This is a genomic window from Herbaspirillum sp. AP02 (genome assembly GCF_015767275.1).
Taxonomy (GTDB): Bacteria; Pseudomonadota; Gammaproteobacteria; order Burkholderiales; family Burkholderiaceae_D; genus Herbaspirillum.
Genome location: NZ_JADWMY010000001.1, coordinates 373,067 through 399,273 on the forward strand (window position 1 = coordinate 373,067; position 26,207 = coordinate 399,273).

The 26,207-nt window shown below is 63.6% G+C and carries 23 protein-coding genes; 4 read left to right on the top strand and 19 right to left on the bottom strand.

What is annotated here, in order from left to right; all coding sequences use genetic code 11:
* Positions 1–384: 384 nt before the first annotated feature.
* From nhaA to I5R65_RS01690, 9 genes are all read right to left on the bottom strand, one after another.
* Positions 385–1,569 (bottom strand): Na+/H+ antiporter NhaA, encoded by a 1,185-nt coding sequence (nhaA, locus tag I5R65_RS01650; RefSeq protein WP_196871988.1) that lies wholly within the window; start codon positions 1,567–1,569, stop codon positions 385–387.
* Positions 1,570–1,788: 219 nt separating this feature from the next.
* Entirely contained in the window at positions 1,789–2,226 is a 438-nt protein-coding gene (locus I5R65_RS01655; protein WP_196871989.1) for a universal stress protein, read from the bottom strand.
* A 234-nt stretch (positions 2,227–2,460) separates the two neighbouring features.
* Positions 2,461–3,261: an N-formylglutamate deformylase gene (gene hutG, locus I5R65_RS01660; protein ID WP_196871990.1), complete on the bottom strand. Its 801-nt coding sequence runs from the start codon at positions 3,259–3,261 to the stop codon at positions 2,461–2,463.
* Positions 3,262–3,271: 10 nt separating this feature from the next.
* Positions 3,272–4,702 (bottom strand): formimidoylglutamate deiminase, encoded by a 1,431-nt coding sequence (locus tag I5R65_RS01665; protein ID WP_196871991.1) that lies wholly within the window; start codon positions 4,700–4,702, stop codon positions 3,272–3,274.
* A gap of 116 nt (positions 4,703–4,818) precedes the next feature.
* Positions 4,819–5,466: a HutD family protein gene (locus I5R65_RS01670; protein WP_196871992.1), complete on the bottom strand. Its 648-nt coding sequence runs from the start codon at positions 5,464–5,466 to the stop codon at positions 4,819–4,821.
* Positions 5,456–6,229, bottom strand: coding sequence for an amino acid ABC transporter ATP-binding protein (locus I5R65_RS01675; protein WP_231395033.1), 774 nt, complete (start codon positions 6,227–6,229; stop codon positions 5,456–5,458). The genes I5R65_RS01670 and I5R65_RS01675 overlap by 11 nt, the downstream gene beginning before the upstream one ends.
* Positions 6,229–6,894, bottom strand: a complete 666-nt coding sequence (locus I5R65_RS01680; protein ID WP_196871993.1) for an amino acid ABC transporter permease — start codon at positions 6,892–6,894, stop codon at positions 6,229–6,231. The genes I5R65_RS01675 and I5R65_RS01680 overlap by 1 nt, the downstream gene beginning before the upstream one ends.
* Positions 6,895–7,078: 184 nt before the next feature.
* Positions 7,079–7,831: a glutamine ABC transporter substrate-binding protein gene (locus tag I5R65_RS01685; RefSeq protein ID WP_196872148.1), complete on the bottom strand. Its 753-nt coding sequence runs from the start codon at positions 7,829–7,831 to the stop codon at positions 7,079–7,081.
* Positions 7,832–7,951: 120 nt separating this feature from the next.
* A complete protein-coding gene (locus tag I5R65_RS01690; RefSeq protein WP_196871994.1) occupies positions 7,952–8,689 on the bottom strand; it encodes an IclR family transcriptional regulator in 738 nt (245 codons plus the stop codon).
* 262 nt (positions 8,690–8,951) lie between these two features.
* On the opposite strand from I5R65_RS01690, the gene I5R65_RS01695 reads away from it, so the two are divergent.
* From I5R65_RS01695 to prpF, 3 genes are all read left to right on the top strand, one after another.
* Positions 8,952–9,674 (top strand): GntR family transcriptional regulator, encoded by a 723-nt coding sequence (locus tag I5R65_RS01695; protein WP_196871995.1) that lies wholly within the window; start codon positions 8,952–8,954, stop codon positions 9,672–9,674.
* A gap of 66 nt (positions 9,675–9,740) precedes the next feature.
* Complete coding sequence (gene acnD / locus I5R65_RS01700) at positions 9,741–12,362, top strand: Fe/S-dependent 2-methylisocitrate dehydratase AcnD (RefSeq protein WP_196871996.1); 2,622 nt, start codon at positions 9,741–9,743, stop codon at positions 12,360–12,362.
* Positions 12,359–13,549, top strand: a complete 1,191-nt coding sequence (gene prpF, locus I5R65_RS01705; protein ID WP_196871997.1) for a 2-methylaconitate cis-trans isomerase PrpF — start codon at positions 12,359–12,361, stop codon at positions 13,547–13,549. The genes acnD and prpF overlap by 4 nt, the downstream gene beginning before the upstream one ends.
* Positions 13,550–13,648: 99 nt before the next feature.
* On the opposite strand, the gene I5R65_RS01710 is transcribed toward prpF, so the two are convergent.
* From I5R65_RS01710 to I5R65_RS01745, 8 genes are all read right to left on the bottom strand, one after another.
* Positions 13,649–14,659, bottom strand: coding sequence for an ABC transporter permease (locus I5R65_RS01710; protein ID WP_196871998.1), 1,011 nt, complete (start codon positions 14,657–14,659; stop codon positions 13,649–13,651).
* A 40-nt stretch (positions 14,660–14,699) separates the two neighbouring features.
* Positions 14,700–16,220 (bottom strand): sugar ABC transporter ATP-binding protein, encoded by a 1,521-nt coding sequence (locus I5R65_RS01715; protein WP_196871999.1) that lies wholly within the window; start codon positions 16,218–16,220, stop codon positions 14,700–14,702.
* A gap of 71 nt (positions 16,221–16,291) precedes the next feature.
* Positions 16,292–17,371, bottom strand: a complete 1,080-nt coding sequence (locus I5R65_RS01720; RefSeq protein ID WP_196872000.1) for a sugar ABC transporter substrate-binding protein — start codon at positions 17,369–17,371, stop codon at positions 16,292–16,294.
* A gap of 175 nt (positions 17,372–17,546) precedes the next feature.
* Positions 17,547–18,260 (bottom strand): ribose-5-phosphate isomerase RpiA, encoded by a 714-nt coding sequence (gene rpiA, locus I5R65_RS01725; protein ID WP_196872001.1) that lies wholly within the window; start codon positions 18,258–18,260, stop codon positions 17,547–17,549.
* Between the two features lie 48 nt (positions 18,261–18,308).
* Positions 18,309–19,148, bottom strand: coding sequence for a MurR/RpiR family transcriptional regulator (locus tag I5R65_RS01730; RefSeq protein ID WP_196872002.1), 840 nt, complete (start codon positions 19,146–19,148; stop codon positions 18,309–18,311).
* Positions 19,145–19,849 carry a phosphoglycolate phosphatase gene (gene gph / locus I5R65_RS01735; RefSeq protein WP_196872003.1) on the bottom strand — a complete coding sequence of 235 codons (705 nt, stop codon included), beginning with the start codon at positions 19,847–19,849 and terminating at the stop codon, positions 19,145–19,147. The genes I5R65_RS01730 and gph overlap by 4 nt, the downstream gene beginning before the upstream one ends.
* Complete coding sequence (xylB, locus tag I5R65_RS01740) at positions 19,846–21,372, bottom strand: xylulokinase (protein ID WP_196872004.1); 1,527 nt, start codon at positions 21,370–21,372, stop codon at positions 19,846–19,848. Before xylB ends, gph begins: the two co-directional genes overlap by 4 nt.
* A gap of 2 nt (positions 21,373–21,374) precedes the next feature.
* Positions 21,375–22,841 (bottom strand): aldehyde dehydrogenase, encoded by a 1,467-nt coding sequence (locus I5R65_RS01745; protein ID WP_196872005.1) that lies wholly within the window; start codon positions 22,839–22,841, stop codon positions 21,375–21,377.
* A gap of 182 nt (positions 22,842–23,023) precedes the next feature.
* On the opposite strand from I5R65_RS01745, the gene I5R65_RS01750 reads away from it, so the two are divergent.
* Positions 23,024–23,776: an SDR family NAD(P)-dependent oxidoreductase gene (locus I5R65_RS01750; RefSeq protein ID WP_196872006.1), complete on the top strand. Its 753-nt coding sequence runs from the start codon at positions 23,024–23,026 to the stop codon at positions 23,774–23,776.
* Positions 23,777–23,839: 63 nt separating this feature from the next.
* On the opposite strand, the gene I5R65_RS01755 is transcribed toward I5R65_RS01750, so the two are convergent.
* Both I5R65_RS01755 and I5R65_RS01760 read right to left on the bottom strand, forming a co-directional pair.
* Entirely contained in the window at positions 23,840–24,817 is a 978-nt protein-coding gene (locus tag I5R65_RS01755; protein WP_196872007.1) for a ketopantoate reductase family protein, read from the bottom strand.
* Complete coding sequence (locus I5R65_RS01760; protein ID WP_196872008.1) at positions 24,814–26,193, bottom strand: MFS transporter; 1,380 nt, start codon at positions 26,191–26,193, stop codon at positions 24,814–24,816. Before I5R65_RS01760 ends, I5R65_RS01755 begins: the two co-directional genes overlap by 4 nt.
* Between the last annotated feature and the right edge of the window lie 14 nt (positions 26,194–26,207).

Below are 26,207 nucleotides of genomic sequence, written 5' to 3' on the forward strand. Positions count from 1 at the left end.
TGTCACCCGAAAACGGCCCGGCGCCCTTCCACGCCGCGCCGATAAAGGCCCGTGCAAATATCTTCCTACTGCCAAATGATGATGTAAAGAATCCATTATTCCGCGCAGCAGCATTTGGCGCCCGCCCTGCCCTGCATCAACGGAACCAAGCAGTAGTGCGCATTCTCACGGATGAGCACATAAGCCCATTGCAGGGCGGATATGCACTAACGGTGTGCAAAAACTTAATTTTTGATCAATCTTTTGCGTTGCAAAACCGAAAGTTGTGGAATAGTCGCCAAACGACGACGTGATGCGAATTCCACGCGGAATTGGGATGTTTTCAGGCGGCATCCGCCCTGCTTGCCGCCCCGACATTTCACGATGGCCTGATGTTCACGCCGCTTATATCTTGCGCCACAACACCAGCGTTCCGCACAGGCCCGCCAGGATGGAGCCGCCCAGCACGCCGAGCTTGAGCTTGGCCTCGAAATCGGCACTGAGGCCCTGGAAGGCCAGGCCACCGATGAACAGGCTCATCGTAAAGCCGATGCCGCACAGCATGCACACCCCGACGAACTGGCGCGTGGTAGCGCCGGCCGGTGCATCGGCCAGGCCGCTGCGCACCATCAGCCAGGCGGCGCCGAAGACGCCGATGGTCTTGCCCAATACCAGCCCGGCGGCAATCCCCAGTGGAATCGGCTCGAACAGGCTGCCCAGCGACATCCCCTGCAGCGAAACGCCGGCATTGGCAAAGGCGAACATCGGCAACACCAGGAAGGCCACCCAAGGGTGCAGCCCGTGTTCCAGTGCGCCGGCCAGCGGCTGCTCGTCGGCATCGCGCATGGGAATGGCCAGCGCCGTCACCACCCCGGCCAACGTAGCGTGGATGCCGGACTTGAGCACACAGACCCAGATCACCAGCCCCACCAGCAGATAGACATCGGCGCGCCGCACGCCGCTGCGATTGAGCAGCAGCAGCACCAGGCTGCCCACGCCGGCGCCAGCCAGCATGCCCAGTGAGAGGTTGTCGGTATAGAACAGGGCGATGACGACGATGGCACCCAGATCGTCGATGATGGCCACGGCCGTCAGGAACACCTTGAGCGAAGTCGGCACCCGTGAGCCCAGCAGCATGACGATGCCGATGGCAAACGCGATATCGGTGGCAGCCGGGATGGCCCAGCCGCGCAGGGCAACCGAGTCGCCGAGATTGATCAGGGCATAGATGCCGGCCGGCACGACCATGCCGCCCAGGGCAGCGGCAGCGGGCAGGATGGCCATCTTGCGCGAGGCCAGTTCGCCTTCCACGAATTCGCGCTTGATCTCCAGCCCGACCAGGAAGAAGAACACCGCCATCCACAAATCATTGACCCACAGCAGCAAGGGCTTGGACAAGACCACCAGCCCGCCGATATCGACCGTACCCTGAATCCGCGTGAAACCCTCGTAGGCCTGACGCCAGCCACTGTTGCTGACCACCAGCGCGAGTACGGCGGCAATGGCGAGCACGATGCCGCCGGCCGCTTCATGCGCGAAGAATCGGGTAAAGGCGTTACCGCCCTGGGATTGGTGAGGGGTGTGGGCCAATGGCTGCTCCTTGTTGTCGTTTCATGAACCAGGCCAGACTGTAACAAGGCAGCGCCCATTCTCCAAGTCTTGACGACGGTTGGGACGGCTCCCACCGGTACATCGAGCGCAAACAAAATGAACAAAAAAAAGGGCCGTCCCTCTCCACAGGAACGGCCCGACCCTCCACACCACAAACCTTATACCGGGCGCCCCGCTACAGGGACGCGCCTTGATGGATCAACGGAACACCAGAACCGGCACCTTGCTGCGTGCCAGCAGCTTCTGCGTCTGGCTGCCCATGAGCAAGCGGCCCAGTGTCGAACGCGCCTTGGAGGCCATGAAGATGGCATCGCAGTGCTCGCGTTCGGCCACGCGCATGATTTCCTCGTAGGGGCGGCCACCCTGGGCCACCTGAACCGTGCAGGGCACACCCTGTTCGCGCGCCATCTCGGTGATCATCTCGACGCTGGCCATGGCACGGGCGCGGCCCGCTTCACCGGTACGGGCTACGTCCACCCCCACGCTCACCTCGGGGATGGACAGCGCCCGCAGATTGCCGGCCACCGACAGGCCCACCAGATTGCTGCCACAGCTCTTGGCCAGTGCGATGGCCGCCTTCACGGACTCGTTGCACAAACGGGAACCATCGGTTGCCAGCAGTATGTTCTTGAACATGATGACCTCAGCGGGTGACAGAATTGGCGTCGAACTCGTATTGCGTCGAACTCGTATGACTGCATACTAAGGCCGCACCATCTGAAGCGACTTGACATGCATCAAGCGCCACAGGCTCCCCTCGCCCCTTGCACGCGCATTTGCGCTGGATCAAATGACGCCCTGCATGGGCAGTCCGGATGCAAAAACGGCCTGCGCAATGGCAGGCCGTCTGCAGACATCAAGGGCGCTCGTCTATGCCGGACGAAACGCCAGGAAACGCTCCACCAGTCGCTGCAGCACCGGCTTGAGCTGACCGGCCAGGGTGTCATCCAGCGCGTACGGGGCCTCTTCCTGCATGTAGCTGCGCTGGGCCAGTTCCAGCTGCATGGCGTGGACCTGCTGCGCCGGCTGTCCATAGTGGCGCGTGATATAGCCGCCCTTGAAGCGGCCATTGAGCACCGCCGGGTAGTGCGGCGCCAGTTGCTGCGCCAGCGCCAGCAGATCTTCGCCCAGGCCTGGCGCGCAGGCCGCACCACTGGCGTTGCCGAAATTGAAGACCGGCAGTTCGCCCTCGAACAGATGGGGGATGACCGAGCGGATCGAATGCGCATCCCACAGCAAGGCATAACCGTGGATGGCCTTGAGGCGCGCCAGTTCGCCCTGCAGGGCCGCATGATAGGGATGCCAGTAGATCTGCAGACGGCGCGCGATCTCGGCCTCATCCGGCTCGCAGCCGGGACGATACAGGGCGACGTTGTCGAAGGTGGTCAAGGGGCACAGGCCCGTGGTGTTCTGCCCCGGATACAGGCTCTGCCCATCGGCCGGACGGTTCAGGTCGATGGTGTAGCGCGAGTGGAAAGGCCGCAGCACCGAAACGCCCAGCGTACTGGCAAAGTCGTAGAGCTCGGCGATGTGCCAGTCGGTATCGTCAACCTGCAGGCCGGTCTCGCTGAAGGACGATTGCAGGTCCTGCGGCAATTGCGTGCCGACGTGGGGCATGGAAATCAGCAAGGGGGTGCTGCCCTGGTGCAACTGGTAGATATCGTTCGACATGGTTTCTTCCTCAATCCTTCAACAGTTCGGCGACGGCGCTGCGATAGGCGCGGCGGGCGCTGTCTTCCAGCGCATGACGGCCGGCCGCGACCACCTGGCGACCACCGACGTAGACATCGTGGATGGGCTGGCCGTCATGTTCGCAGAAGACCAGCGCCGACAGCAGTTGCTCCGGGCTGCGGTCGGCCAGGTTGATGTCCTCGCCGTCGAGGACGATGAAATCGGCACGCTGGCCCACGGCCAGCCCCGCCACCGGGCGTCCGCTGGCCGCGGCGGCACCCGCCACGGCGCGGGCATACAGGCGCTCGCCGACGATGGGCTCGGCTTCGGAAGCCAGCACGTTGCGCCGCCGATGGTGCAGGCGCTGTCCATATTCCAGCAGGCGCAGTTCAGAGCGCAGGTTGATGGCGATATTGCTGTCCGAGCCGATGCCCCAGCGGGTATTGGACTCCAGCAGGCGGGCCGCATCGATGATGCCGTCTCCGAGGTTGGCCTCGGTGGTCGGGCATAGCCCCACGACGGCGCCACTGGCGGCCACGGCCTGGTATTCGGCGGCGTCCATGTGGGTGGCATGTACCAGGCACCAGCGTGCATCGACCGCCTGCAGCGAATGCAGCAACTGCACCGGCCGCTGGCCGCACCAGGCCAGACAGTCCTGAACTTCACGTTCCTGTTCGGCGATATGAATATGCACCGGAGCGTCCTGCCCGCCGGACTGGTGGCGCAAGCCGCTGACCAGTTCGTCCAGCCCGGCCGGCGACACCGCCCGCAGCGAATGCGGCGCCACGCCATAGCGGCGCATGGGATTTTCCGGCAAGGCGTGCAGCAGGCGCTCGCGCAGGGCCAGCAGGCTCTGCGCCGAGCCGATGAAGCGCGCCTGCTCGGCCAAGGTCGGCTGGCTGCCGAAGCCGCCGTACTGGTACAGCACCGGCAGCAAGGTCATGCCGATGCCGACGTCGCCGGCGGCCTGCATCACCCGCAGCCCCAGTTCGGCCGGATCGGCATAGGCCGCGCCGCCAGGGGCATGGTGCAGGTAATGGAATTCGCAGACCGAGGTATAGCCGGCCTTGAGCATCTCGATGTAGAGATGGCGGGCAATGGCTTCCAGATGTTCCGGTTGCAGGCGCTGGGCGAAGCGGTACATCAGCTTGCGCCAGCTCCAGAAGGAGTCGGAGGGGCTGCCCATGACTTCGGTCAGCCCGGCCATGGCGCGCTGGAAGGCATGCGAGTGCAGATTGGGCATGCCGGCGATCACCGGGCCGCTGGCTACTGCGGCTTGCCCTGGGGGCAGGTCGGCACTTACTTCGATGAGCGTGCCGGTCCCGTCCCAGCGCAGCATGACATTGCGGCGCCAGCCTTCCGGCAGCAGCGCCAGCGGGCAGAAGATCGCGCCACCGGCATGGGTGAGTTGTTGAGGGTCTTGTTCGCGAGGCGATGCCATGTGCTCACCTTTATTATTGGCGTTTCAAAAAATGGATGCCCGGCCCGGCCATACCGCTTGCAGCGGGTGGAAGATGAGCGTGCCGGCAATGCGGGTACTACATCTGCGCTCCCTGGTCAGGGCTTGAGGTGGATGCAGACCGCCAGGACGACGCTGCCGGGGGTACACAGCAGGTCAGGCAGCCGTGCGCCCTGGCCGTCACGCAGGCGGGCAAATTCGCCGCAGCGCAGGGCTTGCTGCAGGCCGCTTTCATCAGAAAGACAAGCCGCACCACGCGCTACGTAGAGCAGTGCGGTATCGGCCGGCAAGCAGCGCGAATTCTGCTCGCGCAAGACCACCACCTTGCCGACGGCGCGTTCGCGCCGCACCATCAGGTTGAAGTCCAGCGTAGGTGCGCCATGCAACTGTACGCTGATGCCTTGTTCACCTGGAAAGTCATGCGGTACGAAGCATTCTGCCAGGTCGTGCAAGAGTTGCCCGTCCGCATACATGCCAAAGCCACCACCTTCCAGCAAGACGATGGTGCGGTCGATGCCGTCAAAGGTCGAGAACGCGCCGTCGGCACCCACGTCGGCCACGCTGACCCGCCACAGGAAACCGGCGAAATCCGACTGCGGTGGCTCCACGCAGAGCTCACGCGTCTGCCCCCCCTCGTTCTTCCAGGGGACGGCGGCGACACGGCCCAGTTCGCCGACGAACTGGATGGCACTGGCCTGCTTTTCCGTGCGCGCCGTGGCTGGCATCAGGTTCAGATCAAGCGCCATGGGCCACCTCGCGTGCCAGCATGGTTTGCAGGAAGCTGCGGGTACGGGCTTCACGCGGCGCGGTGAAGATGGCCGAGGGCGGCCCGGATTCGACGATGCTGCCATGGTCCATCACCACCACCACATCGGCGACCTCGCGGGCAAAGCCCATTTCATGGGTGACGATGAGCATGGTCATGCCTTCGGCCGCCAGGTCCTTCATCACCTGCAGCACTTCGCCCACCAGTTCCGGGTCGAGCGCCGAGGTCGGTTCGTCGAACAGCATCACCTTGGGGTCCATGGCCAGGGCGCGGGCGATCGCCACGCGCTGCTTCTGGCCACCGGACAGCGTGCCGGGGAAGTCTTTGGCCTTGTGCTCCAGGCCGACCTTCTTCAACAGCCGCAGACCTTGCTCCTGTGCCTCCTTGCGCGGTACGCCACGCAGGCAGGTCGGCGCCAGGGTGATGTTGTCCAGCACGCTCAGATGGGGGAACAGATTGAATGACTGGAAGACCATGCCCACTTCGGCGCGCAAGGCATCGAGCTTGGTTTCGGGCATCATGCGACCGCCCTCCACCACCGGATGGCCGCTGACCACCACGGTGCCGCCTTCGGCGGTCTCCAGGCCGTTCAGGCAGCGCAGGAAAGTGCTCTTGCCACTGCCGCTGGGGCCGATGACCACCACCACCTGGCTGGGTTGAACTGCAAAGTCGATGTTCTTGAGTACGACATGACTGCCGAAGGATTTCTGCAATCCCTTGATTTCGACGATGGGCTGCGACATCACACCCTCCCTTCCGAACGCAATACTTTCTCGATCCGGCGCAACACCAACGTGGTAGAGGTGGTGAGGACCAGGTAGATGACGGCGATGGCCAGGTAGGTCTCCAGCGACCGGTAGGTCACGCTGATGATCTTTTCGCCCTCGTGCATCAGGTCGGCGATGGTCAGCAACGACACCAGGGCCGAGTTCTTGATCAGCGCGATGAATTCATTGCCCAGGGGCGGGATCATGCGCACGAAGGCCTGTGGCAGGATCACCCGGCGCATGGCCATGCGGTAAGGCAGGCCCAGCGAGCGGGCCGCTTCCATCTGGCCGCGCTCGATGGACTGGATGGAACCGCGTACGATCTCGGAGACATAGGCCCCGCTATAGATGCCCAGCCCGAGAATGCCGCAGACATAGGCCGGCAGGATCAGGCCCAGGTGCGGCAGCCCGAAGAACCACAGGAACAGTTGCACCAGCAGCGGCGTGCCGCGGACCAGGGTCAGGTAGACGGTACAGATGCCATAGACGAAGCGTCGCTGCGCATTGAGACGTCCCAGGCCGACCAGCAGGCCCAGCACGCAGCCCAACACCAGCGAGGCGGCGGTGATTTCCACCGTGACCAGGGTGCCGTGGAGGAGCGCCGGCCAACTGTCCCAGACGCCTGAAAAATCCAGATTCATGAAATGCTCCGGCAAAAGAGGACCCATTCCCGGTCGGATCGTCAACGGGCCGGGCCTTGTGCGGTCTCAAGGAAGGAAACTACGTGAAACTGCAGGAAAAAATGCAGGAAAAACAGCGGCCGTCGGCCTCACCGGCACATGCCGGCCGCTGCCCCGGGCGAAGCCGGTGCTTGAAGCGTAGCGCTTACTCGCTCTTGCCGAACCACTTATCGGTCAATGCGGTATAGGTGCCATTGACGCGCAGGGTCTGCAAGGCCTTGTTGAGTTGCTCGGCCAGTTCGGTATCGCCCTTGCGCATGGCATAACCATACAGCTCGGTGGTCAGTCCCTTGTCCAGCACGCGGACCTGCGGCTGGGTACGGGCATACTCCACCGCCGCCGGGCGGCCGGTCACCACTGCATTGACGCGGCCGGTGGCCAGCAGGTCGAACATGGCCTGGTTCTTTTCCACTTCCACGCGCTCGACGCCCGGGTAGTTGTCCTTCAGGTAGCTGACCGACTTGGTGCCCACCTGGACCGAGACACGCTTGCCCTTGTTGAGGTCGTCCGGCACCTTGATGCTGGTATCGTCACGACGCACCAGCACGGCCAGGCCGCCCCGGTAGTAGGGATCGCTGAAGTTGACCACCTTGCGGCGCTCGTCGGTCATGTAGATGGCCGATGCGGCGATGTCAAAGCGGTTGGAGATCAGGCCGGGAATCAGGCCCTTGAAGTCGATATCGACCCACTGGACCTTCTTGCCCATGGTCTTGGCCAGAGCTTCGATCAGTTCGATGTCGAAACCGGTGCGCTTGCCGTCCTTGACGAATTCCATCGGCGGGAAGGTGGCATCGGTGCCGACACGGATCACGTTGTCGGCAGCATGGGCAGCCGGCATGGCGGCCGTCAGCATGGCCAGGCTGGCGGTAAAGGCGCAAAGAAGCTTGGAAATCTTCATCATGAGTTCCTCAATAGAAACGACGACATGGACTGGACGCCGGAGCATTCCGGCGCGATGGACTGCAAATCCCTAGGGCATCCAGCCGGCGCCGCACGAGGACGGCGCGACCGGGCAAGCTTAAAAACGATTACAGATGCGTTGCGCCGCTTCCACCGTCATGCGCACCAGTTCCTGCTCGCGGTTACCCACACGCAGTGCCGGGGCCATCAGGGTGATGGTGCCTTCCAGGCGCCCATTGGACGTCATGATGGGAACGGACACGCCCCACACGCCCAGGTCGACTTCGCTCTCGCTGATGCAATAGCCGCGACGGCGGATTTCGTCGAGCTGGGCTTCCAGCGCGGCGGCCTCTTCTGGTTTGTCGACAAGCTGGTCGGCCAAAAGCTTCTGTTGCAGCTTGCGCGGCATGAAGGCCAGCAGACTCTTGGCCGAGGCGCCCTTGAGCAGCGGATGCGCCCTGCCCTTGGTGAAGGAACAGCGCAGCGGCTGGTCGCTTTCTTCCATGGCGATGCACACCATCTGACCATTGATCGGTACCAGCAGGCCCACGCTTTCGCCGCTACGCTGGACCAGGGAAATGATTTCTTCCCGGCTCTGGCTGATCAGGTTGGAATTCTGGTCAAAACCCCAGGCCAGTTGCACACCCGTCGGGCCGGGCTCGAAGGTGCCCGAGTTCATATGCTCCTGCAGCAATCCCCACTTCTTCAGCGAGGCCAGGTGGCGATAGACGGTACTGACCGGCTGTTGCACCATCGCAGCAATCTGCTTGGCACTCACGGGCTTGCCGGCACGAGCCACGCCTGCGAGGACGTGGAGTACGCGGTCAACAATGGTAGAGGTTTGTGGAGAGTCCATGACGGAAATATAAGGTTAAATTCTCACTCTAGGTGAACGATTCCCGCATATAGGGAAATAATTTGAAAAAATTTGAAAGGACATTTCACGTATTCCCAAGCGGCGGGTGAATTTTCTCACCTGTAACGAAAATTTCCTCATGCTATTTTTTTACTACCTGGTGCCTAAATTGTTTCGGTGTCGACACTTCTTTCATTTTTTAATCAAAGTGCTATGATTAACGCCATAAAATCACACAGATTGTCGACACGGTGAAAATGAGATGAGTGAGCTGATTGCACTGCCGAGTACCGAACGCGACGGAGAAACGCTCTCCGAACATGTGTTTCGCAAGATACAGAGCGCCATCGTGCAAGGCGAGATCGCTCCCGGCAGCAAGATTTCCGAACCCGAACTGGCCCGTACTTACGGCATCAGCCGTGGGCCACTGCGTGAAGCCATCCACCGCCTGGAGGGCCAGAACCTGCTGGTGCGGGTGCCCCACGTTGGCGCCCGGGTGGTGTCGCTGACCTTGGAGGGACTGGTGGAACTGTTCCAGATCCGCGAATCGCTGGAAGGCATGGCTTGTCGTCTGGCGGCCCAGCGCATGAGCCGCGCCGAGCTGGACGAACTGCGGCGGGTGCTGGACACGCATGAGAAGGATGAAGCCTTCCAGGCCGGGCGCGGCTACTACCAGCAGGAAGGCGACTACGACTTCCACTACAAGATCATCCAGGCCAGCGGCAACCAGATCCTGACCCGCATCCTCTGCGGTGAGCTGTACCAGTTGGCCCGGATGTACCGTATCCAGTATTCCGCCACCCCCAATCGCCCGCGCCAGGCGTTTGCCGAACACCACCGCATCCTCGATGCCCTGGCCGATGGCGATGGCGAGCTGGCCGATCTGCTCATGCGGCGCCACATCGGCGCTTCCCGCCGCAACATCGAACAGCAGATCGCGCAAGGCGTGACTGGCAGCATCAGCAACAAGCGCGACCGGGCCTGAACGGCATCCACCTTAGCGACCGCAGCGATTACCACCATTCCATCAACGAGACACGAGCCAACTGCCATGAATACCCAATATCGCAAGCCCCTGCCCGGCACCCGCCTGGACTATTTCGATGCCCGCGCTGCGGTGGAAGCCATCCGTGCCGGCGCCTGGGAAGGACTGCCCTACACTTCCCGCGTACTGGCCGAGAACCTGGTGCGGCGCTGCGACCCGGCCACGCTGACCGATTCGCTGCGTCAGCTCATCGAACGCAAGCGCGAACTGGACTTCCCCTGGTTCCCGGCGCGCGTGGTCTGCCACGACATCCTGGGTCAGACCGCACTGGTGGACCTGGCCGGACTGCGTGATGCGATTGCCGACATGGGGGGCGACCCGGCCAAGGTCAACCCGGTGGTGCCGGTGCAATTGATCGTGGACCATTCGCTGGCGGTGGAATGTGGCGGCGACGATCCGCAGGCCTTCGAAAAGAACCGTGCCATCGAGGATCGCCGCAACGAGGACCGTTTCCACTTCATCGACTGGACCAAGCTGGCTTTCGAGAACATGGAGGTGATCCCGCCTGGCAACGGCATCATGCACCAGATCAACCTGGAGAAAATGTCGCCGGTGATCCATGCCAAGGACGGCGTGGCCTTCCCCGATACCCTGGTCGGCACCGACAGCCACACCCCGCACGTGGATGCGCTGGGCGTCATCGCCATCGGCGTGGGCGGCCTGGAAGCCGAAAACGTCATGCTGGGCCGCGCCTCCTGGATGCGCCTGCCCGACATCATCGGCGTGGAACTGAGCGGTCGTCGCCAGCCTGGCATCACCGCCACCGACATCGTGCTCTCGCTGACCGAATTCCTGCGCAAGCAGAAGGTGGTGGGCGCTTATCTGGAGTTCTACGGCGACGGCGCCGCCAGCCTGACCCTGGGCGACCGCGCCACCATCTCCAACATGGCCCCGGAGTATGGTGCGACCGCCGCCATGTTCTCCATCGACCAGCAGACCATCGACTATCTCAAGCTGACCGGCCGTGACGACGAGCAGGTCAAGCTGGTGGAGACCTATGCCAAGGAAGCCGGCCTCTGGGCCGACACCCTGACCAAGGCTGAGTACGAGCGCGTGCTGCACTTCGACCTCTCCACGGTGGTACGTACGCTGGCCGGTCCCAGCAATCCGCACAAGCGCCTGCCGGTCTCCGAACTGGCCGCACAGGGCATCGCCGGCAAGGTCGAGAACGAACCGGGCAAGATGCCCGACGGCGCTGTCATCATCGCCGCCATCACCAGTTGCACCAACACCAGCAATCCGCGCAACGTCATCGCCGCCGCCCTCCTCGCGCGCAATGCCAACCGCCTGGGCCTGACGCGCAAGCCCTGGGTCAAGAGCTCGCTGGCACCTGGCTCCAAGGCGGTCGAACTGTACCTGGACGAAGCCGGCCTGACCGCCGACCTGGAAAAGCTGGGCTTCGGTATCGTGGCCTTCGCCTGCACCACCTGCAACGGCATGTCCGGCGCACTCGACCCGAAGATTCAGCAAGAGATCATCGAGCGTGACCTCTATAGCACCGCCGTGCTATCCGGCAACCGCAACTTCGACGGCCGCATTCACCCCTACGCCAAGCAAGCCTTCCTGGCCTCGCCCCCGCTGGTGGTGGCCTATGCGATTGCCGGCACCATCCGCTTCGACATCGAGCAGGATGTGCTGGGCAGGTCGGCCGACGGCCGCGAGATTCGCCTGAAGGACATCTGGCCCAGCGACGAGGAGATCGACGCCGTGGTCGCGACCGCTGTCAAGCCGCAGCAGTTCCGCAACGTCTACACGCCGATGTTTGCAGCCCGCGTGGACCGCAGCCAGTCGGTCAACCCGCTGTACGACTGGCGCGCGCAGAGCACCTACATCCGCCGCCCCCCCTACTGGGAAGGTGCGCTGGCCGGCGAACGCACGCTCTCGGGCATGCGCCCGCTGGCCGTGTTGGGCGATAACATCACCACCGACCACCTGTCGCCCTCCAACGCCATCCTGCTCGATAGCGCAGCCGGCGAGTACCTGGCCAAGATGGGCCTGCCGGAAGAAGACTTCAATTCCTACGCCACCCACCGCGGTGACCACCTGACCGCGCAGCGCGCCACCTTTGCCAATCCCAAACTGTTCAACGAAATGGTGAAGAAGGCCGACGGCAGCGTGCAGCAAGGCTCGCTGGCCCGCCTGGAACCGGAAGGCCGTGTCCTGCGCATGTGGGAAACCATCGAAGCCTACATGGAACGCAAGCAGCCGCTGATCATCATCGCCGGTGCCGACTACGGCCAGGGTTCCTCGCGTGACTGGGCCGCCAAGGGCGTGCGCCTGGCCGGTGTGGAAGCGATCGTGGCCGAGGGCTTCGAACGCATCCACCGTACCAATCTGATCGGCATGGGTGTGCTGCCGCTGGAGTTCAAGGCCGGCGAGAACCGCAATACCTATGGCATCGACGGTACCGAAACCTATGACGTCATCGGCCAGCGCCGTCCGCGCGCTGACCTGACCCTGGTCATCCATCGCAAGAACGGCGAACGCGTCGAAGTGCCGGTGACCTGCCGTCTCGATACCGCCGAAGAAGTCTCCATCTACGAAGCCGGCGGCGTGCTGCAACGCTTCGCCCAGGATTTCCTGGAAGCCTCCGCCAGTGCCGGCCAGAACGCAAAGGAACAAGCATGAGCCAGGTCTCGCAAATCCGCATTCCCGCCACCTACCTGCGTGGCGGCACCAGCAAGGGCGTCTTCTTCAAGCTGGACGACCTGCCCGAGGCCGCCCGCGTGCCGGGCCGCGCCCGCGACAAGCTGCTCCAGCGCGTCATCGGCAGCCCCGACCCCTATGGCAAACAGATCGATGGCATGGGTGGCGCCACCTCCAGTACCAGCAAGACGGTCATCATCGCCCGCAGCGAGCGCCCGGGACATGACGTCGACTACCTCTTCGGTCAGGTCTCCATCGACCAGGACTTCGTGGACTGGAGCGGCAATTGCGGCAACCTGTCGGCCGCCGTCGGCCCCTTTGCCATCGCTGCCGGTCTGGTCGATCCCTCCAAGGTGCCGCAGGATGGCGTGGCCGTCATCACCATCTGGCAGGCCAACATCGGCAAGACCATCGTGGCCCATGTGCCGGTACGCGGTGGCCAGGTGCAGGAGACGGGGGATTTCGAACTGGACGGGGTGACCTTCCCGGCCGCCGAAGTGCAGCTGGAATTCATGGACCCGGCCGCCGAGGAAGATGGAGCGGGCGGCGCCATGTTCCCCACCGGGAACGTGGTCGATACCCTGGACGTGCCCGGCGTGGGCAGCTTCCAGGCGACCATGATCAATGCCGGTATCCCGACCATCTTCCTCAATGCGGAAGAGATCGGCTACACCGGCACCGAGCTGCAGGACGCCATCAACAGTGACCCCGCCGCCCTGGCCCGCTTCGAGACCATCCGTGCCCATGGCGCCATCCGCATGGGACTGATTGCCAAGGTGGAAGAAGCCGCCACCCGCCAGCACACCCCCAAGGTCGCCTTCGTGGCCAAGCCCAAGGAATATGCTTCCTCCAGCGGCAAGACGGTCGGCGTGAAGGATACCGATGTGCTGGTACGCGCCATGTCCATGGGCAAGCTGCACCACGCCATGATGGGGACCGCAGCGGTGGCCATTGGCACGGCTGCGGCCATTCCCGGGACATTGGTCAACCTGGCCGCCGGTGGCGGCGAGCGCAACAGCGTGCGCTTCGGCCATCCCTCGGGCACCCTGCGCGTAGGGGCCGAAGCCCGGCTGGAAGACGGTCAGTGGGTGGTCACCAAGGCCATCATGAGCCGCAGTGCGCGTGTGCTGATGGAAGGTTGGGTGCGGGTGCCGGGCGACGCGTTCTAAGGAGCTGATCGCCTCTGGCCAGCCAGGACGCCAGCACAAGGCACGCCGACGCACTGACGCGTCGGCGTGCCTTTTTCATTGCTGGTGATTGGTGATTGGCTATTGCACGAAGAAGCGCACGCGGATCGCATCGATGGCCACGGCGATGAAGATCATCACGCCACCGATCATGCCCACGTAGAAGGACGGCACATTGGTAATGGCCAGACCCACCTGTATCACCGTCAGCAACAGCACGCCACCGAGGATGCCCAACACGCTGCCACGCCCGCCGAATACGCTCACGCCGCCGATGATGGGGGCAGCAATCGCATACAGCAGATAGCTCGCGCCCTGGTTGGAGGTGATGGCGATCTGCCAGGAGGCCAGCAGATAACCGGCAACACCCGCCAGGAAGCCGGCCAGGGCATAGCAGATGATCTTGATCCGGTGCACCCGGATGCCGGCCGCATGCGAGGCCAGCGCATTGCCGCCCACCGCATAGATGGAGCGACCCAGCACGGTCCGCCGCAGCAGCACCGACATCGCCAGCAAGGCCAGCACGAAAATTACGGGCATCACCGGCCAACCGTCCAGGGTGGCCGAACCGATCCAGATATAGCCATCGTCGAGGTTGGTGATGGTCTTGCCCTGGGTCAGCGCCAGCAAGGCGCCCTGCAGCACGATCATCATGGACAGCGTCTGGATCAGCGAGACCATGCGCAGTCGGGTGATGCACAGGCCGTTGAACCAGCCGATCAGGGTGGCCACCGCCACGCCGGCCAGCATGGTGATCCACCACGGCCCGCCGACGCTGGCATACAGCCAGGCGCCGATGGCCGAGGAAAAACCCAGGTTGGCCGGCAGCGACAGGTCGATCTCGCCCACCAGCAGCGGCAGGGCCACTGCCAGTGCCAGCAGGCCCAGCACGGTGGCCTGGACCAGGATGTTCTGCAGGTTCATCACGCTGAGGAAGAACTGGCTGAACAGGCCGAAGCCCAGCACCAGGGCCACCAGCCAGATCCAGACCACATTGCGCAGTACCCAGCCCAGTACCTGGCGCGGTCGGCGTGGTCCTCTGGCGGGCTGGGCAGCGTCGGCAGCATTGCCGATTTCTGTTGCGCTTGTCATGCGGGGGTCTCCTTTTTTCATGGTCTGTTCTGGGCGGCGCTCATTGCGAAAGCTGGCGCAGCCTGTCGGTACTGATGTCGTCGCCCTCGACCACATGGGCGATACGCCCGCGCTGGAAAATGCAGACGCGATCCGCTGCACGAGCCAGTTCGTCGACATCGGTGGAGACGATGATCACGCTCACGCCGGCGCGGCTCAGTTGATCGAGGATGCGCAGGACGTCCTGCTTGACGCCCACATCGATGCCACGGGTCGGCTCGTCCAGGATCAGCAGGCGCGGCCTGGTCGCCAGCACACGCCCCAGGCAGACCTTTTGCTGGTTGCCGCCGCTGAGGGTATTGACGGCCTCGTCAACGCTGCCGGCCTTGATGCCCATGCGGTTAAAGTAGGAGGAACAGACCTGCTGCTCCTGTCCACGATCCACCAGGCCGCGCCGGATGCGCTGGCGCAGTGAGGACAGCGCGATGTTTTCGCGGATCGACAGATGCCCCACCACACCGTCGCGACGGCGGTCGTCGGAGAGATAGGCGATGCCCATGGCGAAGGCCTGGTCAGGCGTCTGCGGCACGCGGGCCGTCGCCTCGCGTGCAAAGGCGATCTGCCCGGTCTGCAGCGGCCTCAGCCCGAACAGGCTACGTGCCAGTTCCTTGGCACCCTCCCCCGGCAAGCCGGTGAAGCCGACGATTTCGCCGACACGGATGTCCAGCCGCTCCACGTCCAACCGCTCTCCCCGCACGCCGCTCAGGCAGATGCCCTCTTCGCCCTTGGGTGACTGACTGCGATCGCGCTGAAACAGGTCCAGTTCGTGCCCGAGGACGAACTCGGAGAGCCGGGAAGAGTTCAGGCTGCCCACCTCCTCGCAGTTGGCCACCAGTTCGCCATCGCGCAGCACGGTGACGGCGTCGCAGATGTCGAGGATTTCATCGTTGAAGTGGGAAATGAAGAGAAAGGTCACACCGGATGCGCGCAGCTGGCGCATGAAATCGAACAGCTGCAGACGGTCTGGCACCGTCAGCGAGGCTGTCGGCTCATCCAGGATGATGACGCTGCCACCGGAGAACATGGCCCGCAGGATATTGAGCTTGCGACGGGCGACGGCATCCAGGCTACCCGCCAGCCGGTCGGCCTCGATCCCGGTGCCGGCCAGCATGCGCGTGGCGTTCTCGCGCATGCGGCGCCAGGCGATGAAGCCGCGTGAGGCCGGCCAGATGCCCAGCATCAGGTTTTCCATCACCGACATGTGCTCGATGATCATCGGTTCCTGCGGTACCAGGAAGACGCCGGCGGCTTCCATACGCTTGACGTCGGTGCCCTGGACTTCCTGGCCGTTCAGGAAAATACGGCCTTCGCTGGGAGCGCGCTGGCCCGAGATGATGCCCACCAGCGTGCTCTTGCCGGCGCCGTTCTCGCCGAGCAGGCCGTGGATGCTGCCGCGGCGGATGCCCAGGTTGATGGAACGCAGTGCATGGAAGGCGCCATAGCGCTTGCTGATGTTTTCCACGCGCAGGGCCAGGTCCGGGTGGGCCTGTACCGCTGCACGGGGGGCTGCTTGGGTGGTCATGGCGCCTCCTCGGCGAGTGGTGCGAGTGGTGCGAGTGGTGATCCGCTATTGGCTCATCGCCCTGCAAGCCATCAGGTGTAGGCGATGCCCCAGACCTTCTCGGCCACGTAGCCCCAGTGCCGCTGGTCGGTGGCATTGCTGCGGTCGATCACGAAGGGCGGGATGATCAGGGTGGGGCCGGTCGCGCCCTTGACGATCTGCCCCTTCTCCCAGAAGTATTTCTTGTTCTCGTACGGGCCGATGGGGACTTCCTTGCCGGGGATGGAATACTTGACCAGCATTTCCACCGCCACCTCGCCATAGGCGATCGGGTCCTGCGAGACGCAGGCGTCCATGTAGCCATCCTGGATCCAGCGCAGCGCCACCGGCTCGCCATCGATGGTGACGAAGATGACGTGGTCCTTTTCATCGACCTTCTTCCAGCGGTTCTTCTGCTGCAGGGCGGTGGCGATACCGCGTGCCGGTGAATCACTGGGCGCGTGCACGGCGTCCAGGTCAGGGTGTTCGGACAGCGTGGCCAGGGTCACGGAGAGCATCTGGTCCAGCTTGCCTTCGGTGGGACGGGCAATGTAGGTGATGCCGGGATACTTGGCGAACTCGGCATCCATGCCCTCCTTGCGCTGGCGCCAGGCCACGCTGGCCAGCGCGCCGTAGCAGTTGAGGACCTTGCCCTTGGGGCTGCCGTGCTTCTTGATCAGGCGGTTGATGATTTCCCTGGCAGCCATGACGCCGCCCAGGCGGTTGTCGAAGCTGACGGTGATGGCGACGTTGCCGCTTTCGGCCGGGGTATCGATGATGGCCACCGGAATCTTTTGCTGGTTGTAGCGGCGCAGCGCACTGACGATGGCCTGGCTGTCGATCGGGTCCGACACCAGCGCCGCCGGACGCGAGAGCATCAGCGATTGCCATTGCTCCAGCTGGCGGGTGTTGTCGAAGCTGGCGTTGGTGGCCTGGAAGCTGCCCTGGTTGGCTTCGACGGCGCGCTTCACGGCCGCCTCCTCGATCACGAAGAAGTAATAGTCCAGGCTCTTGTTGCTGAACGGGATCAGCAGCTTCTGCTGCGCCGACGCCCAGCGCGTGGTGGCCATCGTACCCAGTGCCAGGCTACCCAGAACGATCTGGCGACGGGTGGATTGGTGATTGTGCTTCATGTCTACCTCCAAATTATTTATATAGTTTTGCTATAAAACGATGCAAGCGAGGCCATGCCGACTATCAGTGAAAGTGCTTCTGCTTACATCAGGGGGCCATCCTCGGGGAAAAACGCAACAAGAAAAAACGTAAAGCAAGGCAAAAGAATGCTTGTGCCAGACAGACGGAGTTTTACTAGATCTCTGCGCGCAAGCGAACATGGGCAGTGCCATCGAAGCAGCCCACCACCATGCCGGCTGCCTCGCGCGTGAACAAGCCGTTCTCGACCACGCCGGGAATGCGGTTGAGCTCCGTCTCCAGCAACGGGGCATTGGCGATGTCCTGGCAATGGCAGTCCAGGATGAAATTGCCGCTGTCGGTCACCACCGGCCGCTCGTCTCTGGTACGACGAACGATGCGCGCCTCGATGCCCTGCCCTTGCAACAGCCTGGCGATCATGCGTTCGGTCTGCTTCCAGGCGAACTGCACCACCTCCACCGGCAGCGGAAAAGCGCCCAGCCGGTCGACGATCTTGCTCTCGTCGCAGATGGTGATCATCCGGGTGGAGGCATGGGCGATGATCTTTTCCCACAGCAGGCAGGCACCGCCCCCCTTGATCATCTGGAAGTCGCGATCGATTTCATCCGGGCCGTCGATGGTCAGGTCGAGCTGGCCGATTTCATTGGGATCCATGATGGGGATGCCGACTTCGCGGGCGACGTCGATGGTCGAGCGCGAGGTGGCGGTACAGGTGACGTCGAGGCCATCGGCGATGTGCTTGGCCAGTTCCCGCACGAAGAAGTGCGAAGTGGTTCCCGAGCCCAGTCCCAGGCGCATGCCATTGCGCACGAATTCCTCGATGGCGCGGCGGCCGGCCAGTTTCTTTGCTTCGTTCTGGTTCAACTGCATGGATATCTCCTCTTGAAAACACTGGCCCGGATGCGGGTGGGCAAAGCGCTAGATCTTGTCCGTCATCCAGGAATCGAGCGCCGGCAACTGGTCGGGGAATTCGCTGTTGCTGGCCACGGCAATGGCGGTCACCAGCATGTTGACCACCAGATGGTGATTCAGACGCGAAGCCAGCGGCGTCATGAATTCGGTGTGGTCATAGGGCAATACGGCAATGAGGGCATCGGTGACCGCCGCCAATGGGCTGTTGGCCGCGGTCACCGACACCACCCGCGCGCCACCTGCGCGGGCGGCCATGGCCAGTTCCACCATGCGCTTGGTATGTCCCGATTGCGAGAAGATCAGCGCCACTTCATTGGGGCGCGAACGCTCGGCATGCATCCATTGCTTCTTTTCCTCCATCACCGCCGAGCAGCGCAGGCCCAGGCGCTGGAACTTGTGTTCGGCATCCAGCGCGGTGATCTCCGAAATGCCGCTGGCATAGATGCCGATCCAGTTGGCCGACTGCAGCAAGGCTGCGGCCTCTTCGATCTGGCGTGGGACCAGATCATCCAGTGCACGCTGAATGGCGGAGAGCGAGTTGTGGCAGGTCTTGCGCACGATGTTGCCGATATCATCGTGCCTGGTGATCTGCTCGTAGACGAACGGGGCCGTCGGCACCAGGCTCTGGGCCAGGCTCAGTTTGAAATCCTGATAGCCGTTGAAGCCGAAGCGGCGGCAAAAACGCATGATGGTCGGGTCGCTGACGGCACAACGCTCAGCCAGCGCGGCCATGGTCATGTGGATCACTTCGCCCGGCTCCTGGCTGACGAAGCGCGCGATGCGCAATTCGGCCGTCTTCATTTCCTCTTGCTCGCGCAGTATCTGCTGCAGCAGGCTATTGCTCATGACTGTCCTTTATCGTCTGCTTTGGCCAAAGGCGAGATTCTATAAGACAGCAGGTCTTCCAGGCGATGCAGCCGCTGGGCCTGCTCCACCCTGACCTCGCTACCGCCGCCCCAGGGCACCACGAAGAACGGTACGCCGGCCGCGGCCGCTGTCGCCTGGTCGACCGCGGTATCGCCGATATAGGCCCAGGCGCCATCGGCCAGCGCCATGTGCGCGGCCACCGCCAGCAGGTGACCGGGATCGGGCTTGCAGGCCGGCACCGCGTCAGCCCCCAGCGCCACCTCCACCAACGGCGAGAGTTCCAGCAAATCCAGTATCTGGCGCGTCAGGGCGTGTGGCTTATTGGTGCAGATGCCCAGGCGGATGCCGGCAGCATGCAGCTTGGTCAGGTCTTCGCGCACATGGGGAAAGAAGCGGGTGTGACTGGCCGGATTGCGGCGGTAGTGCCCGATGTATCGCTCTACGGCCGCATCCAGTGCACTTGCAGAAAGCGTGACACCCTGTTCGATCAGGATGTCATCGATCAGGCGGCGCGGACCGTTGCCGATGAAGCGTTCGACATACTCCACTTCCAGCGCCGCACGGCCTTGCTCGGCCAGATAGGCATTGACGGCAGCGGCGATGTCGGGCGCACTGTCGATCAAGGTGCCGTCCAGATCGAAGATGAGCGCCTCGTAGGCTGTGGGTGCATGCTGGTTCATGCTGCCTCCCCGTACTCTGCCAATGCGCCCAGGCGCGCGAAGCTGCCGGTGAGCAGCGGATAGAGTTGCTGATAGATGGCGCGGGCGTCCGCATAGCGGGAGCGCCGGGCCGGATCGGGGCGCTCTCGGGTCAGTTCCGGCAGCAGGCTGGCGGCGTGGTCGATGTCCGGCCATACCTGCATGCCGATGCCGGCCAGCAAGGCTGCACCCAGGGCCGCCCCTTCGGCCGCACCCTGGCGCGTGAGGACATCGCAACCCAGCATGTCGGCCTGGATCTGCCGCCACAACGCCGAGCGCGCTCCGCCGCCGGAAGTACTGACCGCGGCAGAAGGCACGCCCATGGCGCGCATCAGGGCCTGCATGTCGCACAGGGAATGCACTACGCCCTCCAGCACGCTGCGCGACAGGTCGGCATGAACATGGCGGGCATTGAGGCCAATGAATGCAGCACGGGCAGAAGGGTCGGGATGGGGGCAGCGTTCGCCGTTGAGGTAAGGCAGGAACAGCAAGCCATGCGCCCCCGGAACGCTGCGCCCGGCAGCTTCGACGATGGCCTCGAAGGAAGGCGGTTCGGCCGCGTCGGTGCACAGCACGTTGCGGAACCAGGCCAGCGCCCCGCCGGCATTGAGTGACACGCCCATGGCATGCCAACGCTGCGCAGCAACGTTGCAGAAGACCTGTATCCGCCCATCCGGCGACGACAGGGGCTGATCGAGCGCGGCGGCGACGATGCCGGCAGTGCCGATGGTGGTCTGCAGCGTGCCGGGTGCCACCACGCCCGCACCCAGTGACTGGATCACGCTGTCGCCGCCACCCCCGATGACCGGAATGCCCGGTGCGATGCCGAACAAGGCGGCCGCCTGTGCGTGCACATGGCCGCTGACGACCTGCGATTCGAAGCAGGCGGGGAAATGCGTGGAGTCCAGCCCGGCGACCTCCATCAGCTCAGTCGCCCAGCGTCTGCGTCGTACATCGAACAGGCCTGTGCCGGAGGCATCGGAGACCTCGGTCGCAATCTCGCCGGTGAGCACGTATCGCAGATAGTCCTTGGGATTGAGAGCAACCCGCAGCTGCTCATACCATTGCGGCTCGTGCTGCTGCATCCACAGCAGCTTGCCGCCGGTATAGCCGACCAGCATGCGGTTGCCGGTATGCGCCAGCAAGGCCGGCAAGCCACCGGCGGCCTGCGTGATCTGGTCGGCCTCAGCCTGGTTGCGCTGGTCGTTCCACAGGATGGCCGGGCGCAGCGGCCGGTAATGTTGATCCAGTGCAGTGAGACCATGCATCTGCCCCGACAGGCCGATGCACAGCACCTCCACCGGCCCGGCGGCCTGCAGTGCCTGCGCCACGGCCTGGCGCGCCGCTGCTATCCAGTGGGCCGGTTCCTGCTCGACCCAGCGCTCGCGTGGCTGCGACACCGGATAGCCAACGCTGGCGCTGGCGAGGATGCGCGCATCAGTCGACAGCAGCAAGGCCTTGCAGGCGGAGGTGCCGAGGTCGATGCCCAGCAGGCAGGCAGCCACGATCAGGCTCCCACGCCGTGATGCAGACGCACATGCTTGAACTGGAAATACTCCAGCAAGCCCTCCCGTCCGTGTTCCACGCCCACCCCGCTCTGCTTGCGCCCGCCATAGGGCGCATTCATGATGCCGGCGTCCACATGGTTGATGGCCACATTGCCGACGTCCAGCTCGGCTGCGCAGCGATGGATTTCCTGCAGGTCCTGGGTATAGGCGTAGGCGGCCAGTCCGTAGGGCGTGTCGTTGGCCAGCGCGATGGCCTCATCCAGGCTATCGAAAGGCGCCACGCCGACCAGCGGGCCGAAGGTCTCTTCGCGCATGACCAGCATGGCGTGGGTGCAGTCGGCCACGATGGTGGGCTGGAAGAAGAAACCCTGCGCGAATTGCTCCCCGACCGGTGCAGTGCCGCCGGCCACCAGCCTGGCGCCACGATCAAGCGCATCCTGCAGGTGCACCCGGGTTTTCTGCAAAGGGGCGAGCTGCGCCATCGATCCTACGTCCGCCTGCGGATGCAACAGCCCGTCGCCGATCACCAGTGCGCGCGTGGCCGTGGCGAACTGCGCCAGGAAGTCCGCGTAGACGGCGCGTTCGACATAGATGCGATTGATGGCGATGCAGATCTGCCCCATGTTGCGGAAGGAGCGCCGCACGGCGCCCCGTACCGCTTGCGCCAGATCGGCGTGGCGCGTCACCAGCATGGGGCAATTGCCGCCCAGTTCCAGCGACAGGCGCTTGATCGAGGGGCAGGATTGCTGGATGCGCAAACCGGTCTGGCTCGATCCGGTAAAGGCGATCTTGGAGACAGACGGATGTTCCACCAGCGCTTGCCCGACGCTGGCACCGTCGCCAGTCAGGACGGTCACGATACCGGCCGGAATGCCCGCCTGCATGGCCTTCTCGGCGATATGCAGTGCGGTGAAGGGCGTGAATTCGGAGGGCTTGATGATCACCGCACACCCTGCTGCCACGCCCGCGCACAGCTTCCAGCCGACCAGCTCGGCCGGATAGTTCCAGGGCGTGATGGCCGCCACCACGCCGATGGCCTCGCGGATCACCAGGCTCTGGTAGCCGGGCTGGTCATTGGGAATGACCTCGCCATGCACGCGCTGGGCTTCTTCGGCATAGAAACGGCAGGCTTCGGCCAGCTTCCTGATCTCGCCCAGGGCCTCGTTGAGAGGCTTGCCCTGTTCCACCGTCATCACCTGGGCCATGGTGGGCGCGTCGTCCAGGATCAGGCTGCCCAGCCTGTGCAAGGCATCGGCACGGACCCGTGCCGGCTGGCGCGACCAGGAGCGCCATGCGGCCTCGGCGGCCGCGACGGCAGCATCGATCTCGTCAGAGGTGGCCACGGCAATGTCGCCGATGGGCGTGTTGCGGGCGGGATTGCGCACCTGCAGCCGCGCGCCCTGCCCTTCAACGAACTGGCCGGCGATAAACAGCTTGCCCGACAGCCGGGCCAACACGTCCTGCATGATGCGCCTCCTTGAACGACGAAAAATCTAGTATAACTAGATAAAGCCGTGATTCACAACTTCGGATCGCCATATTTCTTCTAAAAACTCAACAGGAAACATAGAAAAAGATTTCCCCTATCAAACAAAAGCACCACATATGTAGCATTACTATTAATTTATGATTTCAAGGAGACACAAATATGAAAACTCACTCATCCCACGATCTCACCGGCCAGCTGGCTCTGGTCACCGGTGCCGGGCAAGGTATCGGCGCCGCCTGTGCAATGGCATTGGCAGGGCAAGGGGCTACAGTGGTCTGTACCGATCTTGACGGAGATCGTGCGCTCGCCATCGCCACCGGGCTGGCGCGGCCGGGCCAGGCGTTCGCGCTGGACGTGACGGACAGCACGGCATTGAATGCCCTGGCCGCCAGACTTCCGCCGCTGGACATCCTGGTCTGCAATGCCGGCGTGGTCAGCAACACGCCGGCGGAAAGCATCGGCGACGACGAATGGGAGCGGGTGCTGGCAGTCAACCTGGGTGGCGTCTTCAAGACCTGCCGGGCTTTTGGGCGGCGCATGCTGGAACGCGGGCGCGGCAGCATCGTCAATATCGGCTCCATGTCGGGGATGATCGTCAACGTGCCGCAGCCACAGTGTCACTACAACGCCACCAAGGCTGCCGTGCACCACCTCACGCGCTCGCTGGCGGTGGAATGGGCCATGCGCGGAATCAGGGTCAATGCGGTGGCGCCGACCTACATCGCCACGCCGCTGCTGCAGGAGCTGGAAAAGGAAAAGGCCTTGATCGCGCGCTGGATGGATCTCACCCCCCAGCAGCGCATGGGGCGCCCGGACGAAGTCGCGGCAGTGGTGGCGTTTCTGGCCTCGGAGTCGGCCAGCCTCATCACTGGCGCCGTCATCCAGGCCGACGGCGGCTATACCTGCATCTGACGCTTGAAACTGGTCGCTACCCTGCCAAGGTTCGGTAGTCCGCGACATTGACGGTTTTTGCCATCATTGACCGTCCTGTCGACCTTTGAGAGAGGCCTCTCCGATAGGACCACCACTTTTCTTCAACACGGCATTGGCCTGCATCATTTTGACTAGCTGATACAGTGCCGTCACGGTCGGGGTCGCAATCCCCTGCTTGACGCCTTGCTCGATCACGGCGCCATTGATGAAGTCGATTTCAGTCTGCCGTCCGGCTTCGATATCTTGCAGCATCGATGGCTTGTGGCTTGTGTGCATCCTGAACGCATGATCTATCGCCTGCTCTACCTGAGGCAGACTGACCGGGATCTGAAGTGCATGGGCCACGGCCACCGTTTCGGCCGCGATGCGCAATGCCAGGCTACGGCCTTCACCGCTCGATCCGACCGTACCGACATTGCCGCCGCTGACGGCACAGACCGAATTCAACGCCGCATTGAAGGCGATCTTTTCCCAGATGGCTTGTTGTACCTGCGGGTCGGCGCTGCAATGGAGGCCGGCGAGGCTGAAGATATCGGCGATCTGGCTCACCTGCGGGCGCTGCTGCCCCGACAGCGTCCAGATCCCGACCTGGCCATCACCATGGCTGTGCACCACCCCGGCAGACCTGAGGTCGGCGGGCAAGTTGGTCATGCCGACGATGATGCGTTCGTGCGAAATCACTTCGGAAATGATTTCCGCATTACCCAGGCCATTTTGCACCGATAGCGCCCAGGTTCCTGGCCCCACCAGATGCGCCACGGCGTGAGCGGCGCCGCGGGTATGGAAGCCCTTGGTAAAAAAGACGATCAGATCAAACGGCGCAGAGAAGGTGTCGGCCGTACCGATCGGCACCCTCACCGTATGCACACCCTTGTCATCGCTCAAGGACAGGCCGTTACTGCTGATCGCGGCTATCGTCGCTGGTGTGACTTCGATGAAACTGACCTGCTGTCCACTCAGTGCCAGACGCGCGCCAAACAGGCCTCCCATGGCGCCGGCCCCAACGATGGCAATGTTCATGCTGAATGCTCCTGCTTCCCATGCGCGGAAGCTGCCGTAGCACGAGGAATGTGCTTGCGCACCGAAAGCAGTGCGACAAAGACGAACAGCATCGCCCCTGCCAACATTGCCAGATAACCGGAGGCACCGCCCTGGGTGATCACGATGGCGCCGGCAAAGGCGCTCAGGATGGCGCCCAGCCGACCGAAAGCCAGTGCTGCGGCAGTGCCGGTCGCGCGCACCTGGGTCGGATAGATATAGGCGCAGAGCGCGTACATCGTGCATTGGACGGCATTGACGAAGAGCCCGTGCAAGCCTATTCCCACCACCAGCAGCGTGGTCTGGCTGGCCACGTCCAGGCCGCGCAGCAGCAATGCGGTCGCGGCGGCGGCCAGGCAGCACAGCAACATCGGCACACGTGAACCGAAGCGGCCGATGATCAGCGCACACAGCAATGCCCCGAGGACGCCGCCGACGTTGTAGGCCGTCAAGCCGCTGCCGGCCACCGAGGGACTCAGGCCTTCTCCGGCCAGCATCGTGGGAAGCCAGCTGAATGCACTATAGACAGCCAGCAGGTTCATGAAGAAGGCGATCCACAGTGCCATGGTGTCGCGAGCCTGCCCGGGGGCAAACAGCGCGCCGAATCCCGCGCGCGGGTGTGTGCTCTGCTCACGCGCATCGCTGAAGCGGGTATCAGCTGCGACCGCGCGCGACATGCGCAGCAGCAGGCGTCGCAACTCATCCCAGCGATGCGGCTGGCGCGCCAGGTAACGCGGCGACTCCGGGATGACGAACCACAGCAGCACCGAAAATGCGATCGGCAGCAGACCGCCCAGCAGGAACAGTCCGCGCCAGCCGTAGTGCGGCAACACCAGGTTGGCGAACAAGCCCGCCAGCATGCCGCCCAGTGGAACGCAGACGATGGTGGCCGTGACCGCCAGCGTGCGTCTGCGGGCCGGGCTGAATTCAGCCGTCATGGTGGTCGAGGTCGGCAAGGCCCCGCCGATACCCAGGCCGGCGAAGAACCGAAGAATGGCAATGGTAGTGATATCCGGAGAGAGCGAGATCAGGCTGGTGGCCAGGCCGAAGACAAAGACGCTGCCGATGATGGCCAGACGACGACCGAAGCGATCTGCAAACAGCCCGGCGAAGGCGCTGCCGATGCCCATGCCGACCAGGCCGGCGGCGACCGCTGGAGCGAAGGCGTTGCGCGTGATCCCCCATTCCTTGATCAGGCTGGGGATGGCGAAACCGATCAGTTGCCCATCGAAGCCGTCCATGACGATCGATAGCGCCGCCAGGCACACCACCAGCTTCTGGAAGCCGGTAAATGCGCCCTCATCCAGTACGCGTCCGATATCGACGGTCTTGCCTTGCTCTACGGTGTGGGTGCTCATGCGCGCTCCCGGGC